This is a genomic window from Stenotrophomonas sp. Steno-C15, from assembly GCF_056393265.1.
Genome location: NZ_JBWJPF010000006.1, coordinates 58,563 through 70,992 on the forward strand (window position 1 = coordinate 58,563; position 12,430 = coordinate 70,992).

12 protein-coding genes and 1 pseudogene are annotated in these 12,430 nt (G+C 66.3%); 10 read left to right on the forward strand and 3 right to left on the reverse strand.

The window, feature by feature from the left end:
• Positions 1–105 precede the first annotated feature (105 nt).
• On the reverse strand, positions 106–981 hold the full coding sequence (locus AC06FB_RS07090; RefSeq protein WP_053519851.1) for a tryptophan 2,3-dioxygenase: 876 nt from the start codon (positions 979–981) through the stop codon (positions 106–108).
• A gap of 335 nt (positions 982–1,316) precedes the next feature.
• On the opposite strand from AC06FB_RS07090, the gene pdhA reads away from it, so the two are divergent.
• Genes pdhA through AC06FB_RS07110 form a run of 4 tightly spaced genes read left to right on the forward strand, consistent with a single transcriptional unit; the run spans position 1,317 to position 5,196 of the window.
• Complete coding sequence (gene pdhA, locus AC06FB_RS07095) at positions 1,317–2,399, forward strand: pyruvate dehydrogenase (acetyl-transferring) E1 component subunit alpha (RefSeq protein WP_053519852.1); 1,083 nt, start codon at positions 1,317–1,319, stop codon at positions 2,397–2,399.
• Positions 2,392–3,459, forward strand: a complete 1,068-nt coding sequence (locus tag AC06FB_RS07100; protein ID WP_478053494.1) for an alpha-ketoacid dehydrogenase subunit beta — start codon at positions 2,392–2,394, stop codon at positions 3,457–3,459. The genes pdhA and AC06FB_RS07100 overlap by 8 nt, the downstream gene beginning before the upstream one ends.
• A gap of 1 nt (position 3,460) precedes the next feature.
• On the forward strand, positions 3,461–3,814 hold the full coding sequence (locus AC06FB_RS07105; RefSeq protein ID WP_053519854.1) for an SH3 domain-containing protein: 354 nt from the start codon (positions 3,461–3,463) through the stop codon (positions 3,812–3,814).
• The gene (locus AC06FB_RS07110) at positions 3,811–5,196 is read left to right on the forward strand and encodes a dihydrolipoamide acetyltransferase family protein (protein ID WP_478053495.1); all 1,386 of its coding nucleotides are present in this window, start codon (positions 3,811–3,813) and stop codon (positions 5,194–5,196) included. The genes AC06FB_RS07105 and AC06FB_RS07110 overlap by 4 nt, the downstream gene beginning before the upstream one ends.
• A 532-nt stretch (positions 5,197–5,728) precedes the next feature.
• Here AC06FB_RS07110 and AC06FB_RS07115 read toward each other — a convergent pair.
• Positions 5,729–6,634 carry a LysR family transcriptional regulator gene (locus AC06FB_RS07115; protein WP_478053496.1) on the reverse strand — a complete coding sequence of 302 codons (906 nt, stop codon included), beginning with the start codon at positions 6,632–6,634 and terminating at the stop codon, positions 5,729–5,731.
• Between the two features lie 252 nt (positions 6,635–6,886).
• Here AC06FB_RS07115 and AC06FB_RS07120 point away from each other — a divergent pair, with 252 nt between their 5' ends.
• The 5 genes and pseudogenes from AC06FB_RS07120 to AC06FB_RS07140 all read left to right on the forward strand — a co-directional run bounded on the left by AC06FB_RS07120 (position 6,887) and on the right by AC06FB_RS07140 (position 9,959).
• Positions 6,887–7,684 carry an NADPH-dependent F420 reductase gene (locus AC06FB_RS07120; protein ID WP_193396017.1) on the forward strand — a complete coding sequence of 266 codons (798 nt, stop codon included), beginning with the start codon at positions 6,887–6,889 and terminating at the stop codon, positions 7,682–7,684.
• A gap of 278 nt (positions 7,685–7,962) precedes the next feature.
• The gene (locus AC06FB_RS07125) at positions 7,963–8,649 is read left to right on the forward strand and encodes an NADPH-dependent F420 reductase (protein ID WP_478053497.1); all 687 of its coding nucleotides are present in this window, start codon (positions 7,963–7,965) and stop codon (positions 8,647–8,649) included.
• A gap of 64 nt (positions 8,650–8,713) precedes the next feature.
• Entirely contained in the window at positions 8,714–9,481 is a 768-nt protein-coding gene (locus tag AC06FB_RS07130) for an SDR family NAD(P)-dependent oxidoreductase (protein ID WP_478053498.1), read from the forward strand.
• Positions 9,482–9,579: 98 nt separating this feature from the next.
• Positions 9,580–9,729: pseudogene (locus AC06FB_RS07135) on the forward strand (NAD(P)-binding domain-containing protein); the annotation flags it as partial.
• 47 nt (positions 9,730–9,776) lie between these two features.
• Positions 9,777–9,959, forward strand: a complete 183-nt coding sequence (locus AC06FB_RS07140) for an NAD(P)-binding domain-containing protein (protein ID WP_227255340.1) — start codon at positions 9,777–9,779, stop codon at positions 9,957–9,959.
• Positions 9,960–10,124: 165 nt separating this feature from the next.
• On the opposite strand, the gene AC06FB_RS07145 is transcribed toward AC06FB_RS07140, so the two are convergent.
• Positions 10,125–10,760, reverse strand: a complete 636-nt coding sequence (locus tag AC06FB_RS07145; protein ID WP_478053499.1) for a Rossmann-fold NAD(P)-binding domain-containing protein — start codon at positions 10,758–10,760, stop codon at positions 10,125–10,127.
• Positions 10,761–10,865: 105 nt separating this feature from the next.
• On the opposite strand from AC06FB_RS07145, the gene AC06FB_RS07150 reads away from it, so the two are divergent.
• Positions 10,866–12,404 carry a GGDEF domain-containing protein gene (locus AC06FB_RS07150; protein WP_053519859.1) on the forward strand — a complete coding sequence of 513 codons (1,539 nt, stop codon included), beginning with the start codon at positions 10,866–10,868 and terminating at the stop codon, positions 12,402–12,404.
• Positions 12,405–12,430: the final 26 nt, after the last annotated feature.

Sequence of the window (12,430 nt, forward strand, 5' to 3'; positions counted from 1 at the left end):
TGGCGTTCACGTCAAATACACGCCGTTTGAGGCAGGTGCCCGCCTGCTCGCTGAACTTGCATCTGAAACGATCCAGCCGCCGGCCGGGATCCGGATGAATGGGGATCAGCCCAGCTCCGGCGGGGGCGCGGCCTGCAGCGTGGTCCGCACCTGGAACAGCTCGGGGAAGAAGGTCAGCTCCAGCGCCTGGCGCAGGAAGCCGACCCCGGACGAGCCTCCGGTACCACGCTTGAAGCCGATCACCCGCATCACCGTACGCATGTGGCGGAACCGCCAGAGCTGGAAGGCCGTCTCCAGGTCCACCAGGTCCTCGCACAGTGAATACTCGCGCCAGTAGCGGTCGGTGTCCTGGTAGATGCGCTCGAAAACCGGCTGCAGGGCGTCGTCGGCCACATGCGGCTGGGTCCAGTCGTGGGTCTCGTACATCGCCGGCACGGCGTGGCCGAAGCGGGCCAGGTACTTCAGGAATTCCTCGTACAGGCTGGGCGCCTCCAGCACGCTGCGCAGCTGCGCCTGCCCGGCCGGATCATGCTCGAACACCTGCAGCATCTGCGCGTTCTTGTTACCCAGCAGGAACTCGATGTAGCGGTACTGCAGCGACTGGAAGCCCGAGGAAGGCCCCAGCACGTCGCGGAAGCCCATGTACTCGGACGGGGTCAGGGTTTCCAGCACCGACCACTGCTCGGTGAGCTGGCGCAGCACCTGCTTGCTGCGGGCCAGCACCTTGCGGCACTGCCAGACTTCATCGCGCTGCAGGAAGCCGATCGCCGCGCCAAGCTCGTGCCCCAGCAGCTTCAACCACAGCTCCGACGTCTGGTGCTGGATGATGAAGAGCATCTCGTCATGGTGCGGCGGGTTGGACAGCGGCTGCTGGGCACTGAGCAGCTGGTCCAGCCGCAGGTAGCCGCCGTAGGTCAGCCGGCCGTGCAGGTCGGTGTGGATGCCGGCTTCGAGATCGCGTTGGTTGTTGTCGACGGACATGGGCGGGACCAGATCGGGGGCGGCAAGGGTAGCGCGTTGCCGCCGCGCTGGCAGCCGGAGGGTCCATACCGGGCCGTGCGGTGAGCCGTGGATCACCCGGCAATGGCGGGCCCGCGCGTGGAACCGTTTGCGACGTTGCGCGGGCAGTCAGCCGGAGGCGTATTCTGATGCTATGCAGCAACGACTGAATACGTTGTTGTTATTGGCCCTCCACCCGCCGGCAGGGGTACAACGGGGAATCGCCGTGTTGCGCCGCAGGAAGGCTATTTCGTACGCGTTCCTTAACATGGCGATTCATATCATTTGTAACTTCTCTGTCGAAGGTGCAGTACGCGATGACGGTTGCCGCTGAATTCAAGATCGAATACCTGCAGTATCTGGATGCGGACGGCACGCTCGTCCGCGACGACCTGCCCGAATCCCTGAAGGATCCGCGCGTCCTGGTGCCGCTGTTCAAGCAGATGCTGTACGTACGCACGTTCGACAGCAAATCCATCGCCCTGCAGCGCACCGGCAAGCTGGGTACCTATGCCGCCTGCCTGGGTCACGAGGCGGCGCACGTGGGCATCGGCGCCGGCATGCGCGAAGGCGACGTGCTCGGCCCGAGCTACCGCGAGTACGGCGCGATGTTCATGCGTGGCGTGCGCCCGTACGACGTGCTGATGTACTGGGGCGGCGACGAGCGCGGCAACGACTTCACCGGCAATGCGGTGAAGGACTTCCCGTTCTGCGTGCCGATTTCCACGCAGTGCCTGCACGCTGCGGGCGCCGCGCTGAAGTTCAAGCTCAACAACGAGCAGCAGGTCGCGGTGGCGGTGTGTGGCGATGGCGGCAGCTCGAAGACCGACTTCTATGCCGCACTGAACTCTGCCGGTGCCTACAAGCTGCCGCTGATCCTGTGCATCGTCAACAACGGCTGGGCCATCTCGGTGCCGCGCTCGGCGCAGACCGGCGCCGAAACGCTGGCACAGAAGGGCCTGGCTGGCGGCCTGCACTGCCTGCAGGTGGACGGCAACGATCTGATCGCGGTGCTGGCGGCGATGGAACAGGCGCGCGAGCGCGGCCTCGCCGGCGAAGGCGGCACCGTGCTGGAACTGATGACCTACCGCCTGTCCGACCACACCACCGCCGACGACGCGCGCCGCTACCGCGACGACGCCGAAGTGAAGGATGCCTGGACCCGTGAGCCGATGCTGCGCCTGCGCAAGTACCTCACCGCCCAGGGCGTGTGGAGCGAGGACGAAGAAAAGGCCTGGGTGGAGCAGTGCGGCGCCAGGGTCGACGAGGAAGTGAACCAGTACCTCAATACCCCGGTGCAGCCGGTCGAGGCGATGTTCGACTACCTGTATGCCGATCCGCCGCCGGATCTTCTGGCCCAGCGCGCGGCCGCCATTGCCCTGGAGCAGCGCCATGGATGACATCAAGACGGGCGCTTCCGCTTCCCAGGCCAATGCCGCCGACAGCGCTGCTGTCGCCGGTGGAGACATCGCAATGACCGCTACCCCCATCACCCTGATCGAAGCCATCACCCAGGCGCTGGCCTGGGAGCTGGAACACGACCCGTCGGTGCTGGTGCTGGGCGAGGACGTGGGCGTCAACGGCGGCGTGTTCCGCGCCACCGCCGGCCTGCAGCAGCGCTTCGGTGCGCAGCGCATCCTCGACACCCCGCTGGATGAAACGACCATCGCCGGCCTCACCGTCGGCCTGGCCGCGCAGGGCATGAAGCCGGTGGCCGAAGCCCAGTTCGATGGCTTCGTCTACCCGATGGTCGACCACATCATCTGCCACGCCGCGCGCCTGCGCACCCGTACCCGTGGCCGCCTGCACTGCCCGATGGTGCTGCGCGTGCCGTGGGGCGGTGGCATCCGTGCGCCGGAACACCACAGCGAAGCCAACGAATCGATCTTCACCAACGTGCCGGGCCTGCGCGTGGTGCTGCCGTCCAGCCCGCAGCGCGCCTATGGCCTGCTGCTGGCCGCCATGCGCGATCCCGATCCGGTGATCTACATGGAGCCCAAGCGCATCTACCGCCAGTACAAGGAAGTGGTCGTCAACGACGGCGAAGCCCTGCCGCTGGACGTGTGCTTCGTGCTGCGCGACGGCACCGACGTGACCCTGGTCGCCTGGGGTGCGCAGGTGAAGGAAGCGCTGGAAGCGGCCGACAAGCTGGCTGGCGAGGGCATCAGTGCCGAAGTCATCGACGTGGCCACGCTGCGTCCGCTGGACTTCGCCACCATCGCCGAGTCGGTGTCCAAGACCGGCCGCTGCGTGATCGTGCAGGAGGCCCCGAAGACCGCGGGCTTCGGTGCGGAAATCGCCGCGCGCCTGGCCGAGGAATCGATGTACGACCTGCTGGCCCCGGTCGAGCGCGTTACCGGCTACGACACGCACATTCCGCTGTTCCGCCTGGAGATGAAGTACCTGCCGAGCGTGGACCGGATCGTGACCGCGGTCAAGCGCGCGGTGGCGGCAGGCTGACATGCGGGCCCGCCTCCTTGGGGCTTACCGCAGCCAGTATCCCAACCCGCTCCGGTTCCGCACCGGCCAGATCGTCGAAGTAGGCGTACGTGACGAGGAATGGCCGGCGTTTGCCTGGGTACGCACCAGCGATGGACGCGCCGGCTGGGCGCCCGTCGCCTGGCTGCAACTGCTGGACGACGGTCGCGCCGAAGCCCTGCGCGATTACGACGCCCGCGAGCTGGATGTGGAAAGCGGCGAGATGGTCAAGCTGCATCACGAACACGGCGGATGGTGGTGGTCCGAGCGCGCCAATGGTGCGACGGGCTGGCTGCCGGCCCGCGAACTGGAACTGCTGGAAGAGAACTGCAAATGAGCCAGACCAAGAATTTCAACCTGCCCGACCTGGGCGAAGGCCTGCCGGACGCGACCATCGTCGAGTGGTTCGTGAAGGAAGGCGATGTGATCAAGCTGGACGAGCCGCTGGTGTCGATGGAGACCGCCAAGGCCGTGGTGGAAGTGCCGTCGCCGGTCTCCGGCAAGGTGCTGAAGCTGTCCGGTGCGGCCGGCGACATCATTCCGACCGGCTCGGTGCTGGCCAGCTTCGAGATCGACCCGAACCTGCCGCAGCGTGCCGATGGCCAGGACACCGGCCACAGCCACGGCCATGCGCCGGCACCGGCTGCGGCCGCAGCACCGACCCCGCCGCCGCTGCCGACTCCGGCACCGGCCGCCGCCGAGGACGCCAAGGCCGAGCGCGATGACGCCGGCACGGTGGTCGGCGCGATGCAGAGCTCCAATGCCGTGCACACCGAGCAGGCGCTGGCCGTCGGTGGCGTCAAGGCCGTACCGGCGGTGCGTGCGATGGCCCGCAAGCTGGGCGTGGACCTGAGCCGCGTGCGCGCCACCGGCAGCGATGGCGCGGTGACCATGGCCGACGTCAAGCAGGCCGCCGCCAACGGCACCGCCAAGCTCGGCGCCGCGCCGGCCCCGGCTGCCGCTGCGGCCTATGCCGTGCCGGCCCCGGCGCAGGTGTCTGCGCCGGTACAGAACGAAACCCGCACCCCTTTGTCTGCGGCGGGCAAGCCGATGCGCACGCAGCCGCCGGGCGTGGTCGCCAAGGGCCAGCCGGAACCGCTGAAGGGCGTGCGCCGCAACATGGCGCGGGTGATGGCCGATGCGCACAGCAAGGTTGTACCGACCACGCTCAACGACGACGCCGACATCCATGCCTGGCTGCCCGGCAACGACGTCACCGCCCGCCTGGTGCGTGCCATCGTGGTTGCCGCGCAGAAGGTGCCGGCGATGAACGCCTGGTTCGATGGCGAAGCGCTGACCCGCACCCTGCACGCGCAGGTGGACATCGGCATCGCCGTGGACACCGACGACGGCCTGTTCGTGCCGGCCCTGCGCAACGCCGACATGCTGGACGCCCGTGGCATCCGCGAAGGCGTGAACCGCCTGCGCGAGCAGGTGGAAGCGCGCTCGATCGCGGCCTCGGAACTGAGTGGCTACACCATCTCGCTGTCCAACTTCGGCATGTTCGCCGGCCGCTACGCGACCCCGGTCGTGGTGCCGCCGTGCGTGGCCATCGTCGGTGCCGGCCGTGCCCGCCACCAGATGACCCCGGTGATGGGCGGCGTGGAAGCGCACAAGGTGATCCCGCTGTCGGTCACCTTCGACCACCGCGCGGCCACCGGCGGCGAAGCTGCCCGCTTCCTGCGCGCGATGATGGACGACCTGGCCCTGGCCAGCTGATGGGATGGGTGCCAACTGTTGGTTGGCACATCATTGAAGGAAGCGCCGGGCATCGCCCGGCGTTTTTTTGTTTCACGATGCCCCCAGCTCAGCACTTCGCTGGACTACGCCAAGGCTCCAAATCCGCAGTGATGCGGCGAAGCTCCAGGCGCTGACCGTCCAACTCCGGGACACCGTGGTACCCGGCCTTCTTCGCAAGATTACCCGACAGGCCGCCGGGTGTTCATGTTTCAGTACCGCTCGAACGCCGGCGAGCGGCGCAAAACCCGCCCTGCCCTGATACTGGGAACTGACCGTCGAACAGGCCCGTGCCTTGGCGCAGGAGTGGTTAGCAGAGGTTCGCTGGGGAAGCGATTCGAGCGCAGCCAAGAACGCCGCCCGCAAGGCACCGACTCCGCAATCGGGAACTGGCGCAAGCCGCCAATGACATTGCCGCCGACACCGGACTGACGCATCGGCCCGTCACCGACGGTCGCGGTGGCGTATCGTGAGAGCGTGGGCGGCAATGCGGGCCAGCCATCTGATCTGCCACTCACTGTGCGCCGCCACCCTCCTTGAACGCACTTAGGCAGAGATCCACGAAGCTACGCACTTTGGGATCCATATAGCGGCTCGACGCGAATACGGCGTGGACAGGCGCCGGAACCTCTGCCCAGCCGGGAAGCACGCAAGACAGCGTGCCAGCTGCCACATAGCGTTCAGCCATGAAACGCGGCAAGTGCGTGATCCCGAGTCCTGCAAGCGCGAGGTTCTTCGCGGCGATCGTGCTGTTGACTGCGCAGCGCGGGGATGCCGTGACCTTCTCGGTGTTCTCACCATTTACCAGGGCCCAATTGGAGCGCCCCCGCGTCGTCTTCATGATCAGGTTGTGGCGCTTCAGGTCGCCGACGGCGGAAAGCACCGGCCCGCGCTTCAGATAGCCAGGGGCCGCATACAGCCCGTAAGACACCTCGCCGAGTTTGCGCGCCGAGAGCCCCGAATCCTCAAGCGCGCCAACACGGATGGCGACGTCGAAGCCTTCATGGATGATATCGACCAGACGGTTCGTGTATTCCGCTTCCACCGTCACTTTCGGGGCCGTTCGCAGAAACGCTGCGATCCATCCGTCCACGATCATCGTTCCGAACTCGGATCCAGCCGTGAGCTTGAGCAGTCCTTTGGGCTCCCTGGACTGCTGCGCTACCGCCGCCTCCGCTGCTTCGGCGGCGGTCAGGATGCACATGGCGCGCTCGAAGTAATCGCGCCCGACCTCGGTCACGCTGAGGCGCCGTGTCGAGCGGGTGAGGAGCTGTGCGCCGAGCTTCTTCTCCATGCGACTGACGATGCGGCTGATACGCGCCTTGTCGGTGCCCAGCCGATCCGCAGCCGTCGTGAAAGAGCCGTCGGTCACAACCGCCACGAAGACGCGCATCTCGGGCAGATCGATTGATGTATTCATGGACAACAGTATTTGACTTATCCATATGTTTATCAATCAAAAGCGTAAGTCCATAGTCCGATTCATGCAACACGTCGCACTCAATGAAATCAGCGGCGGCACTGACTCGCTGCGGTTGTGAGCGTCACGGCGATCGAGACGCTCACCGCCCTGACGTTCGAACGACTTGCTTGCATCGCGGCGCGCTCAGGCGTGCGTCCCATGAAACCTGTCGGCGGATTCCCGCCGTTCTCCCATAGAAGGAATGCGAAGATGACTCAAACAATCGGAATCATTGGCTCCGGCCTCGTCGGAAAGGCCGTTGCGCGCCTCGCGATCGCAGCGGGCTACAAGGTGGTGATCAGCAACTCCCGCGGCGCGGACACCCTCAAGGAGCTGATCGAGGAACTTGGTCCGCTGGCGAGCGCCGGCACCACCGAGGAGGCCATCGCGGCGGGTGACATCGTCACGCTCTCGATCCCGATCGCCGCCTCCGAGCAGCTGCCCGTCGGCAAGTTCGCGGGCAAAGTCGTACTCGACCAGACGAACTACTATCCCGCGTTCGGCAACAACGACGTTCTCGACAAGGGGGAGCTGACCTCAAGTGGGCTGATCCAGCGGCGTTTGCCGGGAGCAAAGGTCGTCAAGGGCCTTCACAACCTCAGCTGGCTCCACATGAAGGCCAACGCGACGCCGAAGGGATCGGCGAGCCGCACGACGCTGCCGATCGCAGGTGACGACGCCGGAGCGAAGCAGGCGGTGACCGAGTTCTTCGACAACATCGGCTTCGATACCATCGATGCGGGCTCGCTCGCAGACAGCTGGCGCATTGAACCGAGCACGCCCATCTACTTCTGGCGCTATGCTCCGACGGTAGATCTGAAAGCGACGGGCGAAGAAGCCGAGCGCGCCTACACGCAGCCCGGCACGCCCGTGTCGCGCGAAGATGCTCAGCGCTTGATCAACGAGGCAAAGCGCCCGTCACCGATCGGCGGCACGTTCGAGGGCATGCCGCAGGTCCACGTCGACCTCTTCATGGCCCAGGCAAGCGCCGCGACCGTCAAGAAGTAAAGCCTCTACATCGGGCGCCCTTGCGGGCGCCCGATGACCGTTCACAGCCTCTGGCCGATACGGTGCGCCTGGCCCGACAGACAAGTGGAACCATGCAACTGGCGCCTCTCGCCGTGCCGATGATTGCCACTCGTGTGGCCTCGTTCCAATCGTTTATTGATGCGCATAAAGACAACTGTCTGTAGTTTTGTCTGCCATTTATCTATTTTTCAATCATCCCTAGAGTAGTGCTTTCAACGCGCTACCGGGAAGCTCGAAAGCAGATGAAGATAGGAATCTTGAATGCTGGCAATGTCGGCAGTCGCCTAGCGCGAGCCTGGGCAACCGCAGGTCATGACCTCGTCATTGCGAAGGACGGCGAGGATCGCAAGATCGCACCACTGCTGGCAGAACTGGGCGATCAGGCCCGGCTCGGCACGATCCGGAAGGCCGCCGAGTTCGGCGAGGCCGTTCTGTTCTCCGTCTACTGGCCGCGGGTCGACGCGATCGTCAGCGAAGTGGGCGACGCGCTCGATGGCAAGACCGTCATCGACACCATGAATCCGCTCGGCGTCACCGCTGAGTTCCAGCATTTCCACGAGCTGGACTTCATGCGCGACAACTCGACCTCCGAGGTTCTGCAACAACGCTTGCCGAAGGCTCGTATCGTCAAGGCGTTCAATCTGCTGGGATCGCCATTGCTCGAGGCCGCAGCGTGGTCGAAGTCGCCGGTGCAGCCCAACGTCTTCTATGTCAGCGACGACGCTTCGGCCGGGCAGGTGACGCGCGGTCTGATCGCTGATGCCGGTTTCAAACCCATCAACGCCGGCCGCCTCAAAGGCGCCCGGCAACTGGAGCAGGCCGGCGTCCTGCTGCACCACATTGCCGAGCATGAATATGCCGGGGACGCGGAGGGTCTTGTCCGGCTGGCGCTGTCGGTCATCGAGGCAAACCCCGGCCCGATCGCACGCGAACGGATCACCTGAGCCACCTCGCAATCCGATCCGCCAGGCCACTGAAATCACACTTTGCTTTACCCAGGAGAATCTCATGTCCCAGTCCCTCAATGGCAAAACCGCACTCGTCACTGGCGGATCGCGCGGCATCGGTCGCGCGATTGCCGAGCGGCTTGCGGCCAACGGTGCGACCGTTGCCATCACCTACAACACAAGCAGCGCAGGCGCGGAAGAAGTGGTTGCGACCATCGAGAAAGCGGGCGGCAACGCCTTCGCACTTCACGCCGACCTGATTGATGCCGCGGCGATCCCGGCACTGTTCGATGCGCTCGACCACGAGTTCACTGCAAGGAAGGGCAGCAAGGCGCTCGACATTCTGGTCAACAACGCCGGCAACCCAGGCTGGGGCGGTCTTGCCGATGCGACGCCGGACGCCTGGAACACGATGTTCGCGGTTCACGCCCGCGCACCGTTCTTCGTCGTTCAATCCGCGCTGAGCCGTCTCTCCGATGGTGGTCGGATCATCAATATGTCCTCCGGACTGGCCACGCGCCCATTGCCGGCCGTCCCCATCTACTCCATGGCCAAGGCGGCCATCAGCAACCTGACCCATGCGCTGGCGATGGAACTGGGGCCGCGCGGAATCACGGTGAACGCCGTGGCGCCGGGTTGGACGCGAACAGACATGAACGCCACTGTCCGCGAAAACGCCGACATGGTGAAGGCCATCGAAGCCGATACCGCGCTGGGACGCTTTGGCGAAACCTCGGACATCGCCGCAGTCGTGGCCTTCCTTGCCTCCGATGAAGGTCGTTGGGTGACTGCCCAGGTGATCGAGGCGAGCGGCGGCTACAAGCTCTGATTCCGCCTGGGCGGATAAGGCGTGACGCTGCCGGCGCTTGTCGCGGGCAAGTCAAACTGACCTCCGTCAAAACCGACCAGCGAAATGCGAGTTCCCTCATGGATATCGGAATCATAGGAGCCGGGGAGATCGGAGGCTCGCTGACGCGCCGGCTGTCGAAACTGGGCCACAAGGTGTCCGTCGCCAACTCGCGCGGCCCGGATTCGCTTGCCGAGCTTGCCGCCGAAACCGGCGCCACGGCGGTCACCGTCTCCGAGGCAGCCCGTAACGGCGAGATCGTTTTCGTCGCCATACCGTGTGGAAGATCGCCGAACTGCCTAAGGATCTCTTCGACGGGATCGGCCCCGACACCGTCGTCGTCGATGCCGTCAACTACTATCCCCGGGAACGTGATGGCCGGATCGATGACATCGAAACGGGTATGGCTGAAAGTCGCTGGGTGGCAAATCAATTGGGACGGCCAGGCGCCAGCAGGTAGCCGACACCACTTCGCTATGCGGGTCAGAGCCCTGCGCGCGTCCCTTTGCGCGATACAACATGCGCAGACCGATACCCAGCGCATCGGCCAGCACCTGTCCGGCCACCGGCCGTCGATGGCGGCGCAGCAGCTGCAGCAGCTGGGTCAGGCGCAGCGCACGCGACATCAGCCGACCAGTGCGCTTGATGTCACCACGTGCTCACCCGGTTGCGGGGCCAGCGCGGCTCCGGTCAGTGCCTTGGCGATCTTGGCGGCTGGATTGATCCGCCATGCCCGCGGCAGTGCCGGCCCCAGGGCACCGAGCACCGCCAGTGCGAAACGCTCGCCACGACGGACCTCGGTGCGCTCGCCGCCGATCAGTCCAGGCCGCACCAGAGTCAGCGAAGCAAACCCCAGCGCGCGCAGGTCACGCTCCAGCTCACCCTTCACCCAGCTGTAGAAGATCGACGACTGCGGGTTGGCACCGGCGGCGGAATTCAATACATAGGTCTTCGCGCCCTGTGCCTGTGCGAGGCGGGCGAACGCCAGCGGATAGTCATGGTCGATGCGGTGGAAGGCCGCGCGGCTGCCGGCCTGGGCGATGGTGCTGCCCAGCGCGCAGATGACCGCGTCCACGCGCGCCCACTCAGGCGAGGCCGGCAGCGCGTCAAAGGCCAGCACCGGGTTCTCCAGCTTCCCATGGGTCAACGCCAGCGGACGCCGGGTGGGCGCGATCACGGCGCTGCAGCGCGGGTCGTCCAGCAACCCGGGCAGGGTCAGCCCGCCGACCAGGCCGGTCGCCCCCAGCAACATCACGCGCATCACCACCTCCCGTGCGGCATCCTGTCGCCCATCCTAGCCGTTCAAGCCATCGGCAGCCGCGCCGATATGCTGGAACCAGACCCTGCCAGCCCCAGGATTCGCTCCATGACGGACCACCCCGACCCGCGCCCCGCCCCCGGCACCGCCCTCGGTCCGCCGGCACGCGTGCGCGCGGTTGCCGACGCGGGTGAGGGCGAGCGCGTGGTCCTGCAGGGCGGCAGCAGCGCAAGCCTGCAACGGCTCTTTGCCGGTGCCGATGCGCCGGAGCCGCTGCTGGCCGCGTTCGCCAATGGCATGGCGACGCTGCCGGGCGAACTGGGCGACATGGGTGATCGCCTGCAGTCCGCGCAGGCCAGCGCCGACTGGCCACGCTACGGGCGGGCGATGCGGCAACTGATCGACAAGTACATCCGCACCATCGACCAGCATTCACCGGATGGGCAGCCCGACAGCCTGCGCCTGTCCGAACAGCTGCGCCTGCTGCTGGGCGGCGCGGTAGTGGCGCTGCTGCAGCACGACCCGGACCTGCGCGAGCAGGCGCAGGCGCTGTCCCTTCGCCTGCGCCACTGGCAGCCGGGCAGCGCCCTGGAGCCGATCGAGCAGGGTGTGCGCGAGCTCGGCCATCAGATCGGCGTGCGTGCCGGCAGCTGGCAGGAACAGCAGGCGCTGCTGCTGGAGCTGTTCGCACTGCTGCTGGAGAATGTGAGCGAACTGCTGGACGATCGCAGCTGGCTGCAGGGCCAGATCGCGGCGGTGCGGCAACTGCTGTCCGGCCCGCTGCAGGCCGAGGCCGTTGAACGAACGCGTGCCGAGCTGCGCGAGGTGATCTACCGGCAGGGCCTGCTGCGCCAGGGCATCGACGACTCCAAGGCGGCGATGCGCGGACTGATGGGGGATTTCATCGAACGCATGGATGGCATGGCCACCAGCACCGGTGAATACCATGACCGTATCGGCAGCTACGCACTGCAGCTTCGCGAGGCGCGCAGCATCGCCGATCTGAACCAGCTGCTGCAGGAGGTGATGCGCGATACCGGCAAAGTGCAGCAGCAGGCCGCGCAGGCACGCGACCACCTGGCCGCCGCACGGCTGGATGTGGAGCGCGCTGAACAACGCATCGCCGAGCTGGAACAGGAACTGCGCATGGCCGGCGACCTCGCGCGCATCGATCCGCTGACCCAGGCACTGAACCGCCGGGGCCTGGACGAACTGCTGCAGCGCGAGCTGGCGCGCGCCGAACGCAACAACACACCGCTGGGCGTGGCGGTGATCGATCTGGATGACTTCCACCAGACCAACAACGCGCATGGTCACGCCGGCGGTGACGCGCTGCTGCAGCACATGGTGGCGGTGTGCAGGCTGCTGCTGCGCGCCACCGATGGCATCGCGCGGCTGGGCGGCGACGAGTTCGTGCTGGTGCTGCCGGAGACCCCCGGTGCGGACAGCATGGCCACCGTGCAGCGCCTGCAGCGCTCACTGGCGCATCGGGTACTGACCGTGCAGGACCGGCGCGTGCCGGTGCATTTCAGTGCCGGACTGGCGCAATGGCAGCCCGGCGATGACAGCGAGGCGCTGCTGCGACGGGCCGACGAGGCGCTGTATGCGGCCAAGCGGCAGGGCAAGAACCGCGTGCAGGCGGGCTGAAGCGCTCCGCCGGGCATGGCCCGGCG

Excerpts from the sequence above, each read along its gene's own strand:
- AC06FB_RS07120 (WP_193396017.1), top strand. The coding sequence starts at position 6,887 with ATGACTCAAACAATCGGAATCATTGGCTCCGGCCTCGTCGGAAAGGCC.
- pdhA (WP_053519852.1), top strand. The coding sequence starts at position 1,317 with ATGACGGTTGCCGCTGAATTCAAGATCGAATACCTGCAGTATCTGGAT.
- AC06FB_RS07130 (WP_478053498.1), top strand. The coding sequence starts at position 8,714 with ATGTCCCAGTCCCTCAATGGCAAAACCGCACTCGTCACTGGCGGATCG.
- AC06FB_RS07090 (WP_053519851.1), bottom strand. The coding sequence starts at position 981 with ATGTCCGTCGACAACAACCAACGCGATCTCGAAGCCGGCATCCACACC.
- AC06FB_RS07150 (WP_053519859.1), top strand. The coding sequence starts at position 10,866 with ATGACGGACCACCCCGACCCGCGCCCCGCCCCCGGCACCGCCCTCGGT.
- AC06FB_RS07100 (WP_478053494.1), top strand. The coding sequence starts at position 2,392 with ATGGATGACATCAAGACGGGCGCTTCCGCTTCCCAGGCCAATGCCGCC.
- AC06FB_RS07115 (WP_478053496.1), bottom strand. The coding sequence starts at position 6,634 with ATGAATACATCAATCGATCTGCCCGAGATGCGCGTCTTCGTGGCGGTT.
- AC06FB_RS07105 (WP_053519854.1), top strand. The coding sequence starts at position 3,461 with ATGCGGGCCCGCCTCCTTGGGGCTTACCGCAGCCAGTATCCCAACCCG.
- AC06FB_RS07110 (WP_478053495.1), top strand. The coding sequence starts at position 3,811 with ATGAGCCAGACCAAGAATTTCAACCTGCCCGACCTGGGCGAAGGCCTG.
- AC06FB_RS07145 (WP_478053499.1), bottom strand. The coding sequence starts at position 10,760 with ATGCGCGTGATGTTGCTGGGGGCGACCGGCCTGGTCGGCGGGCTGACC.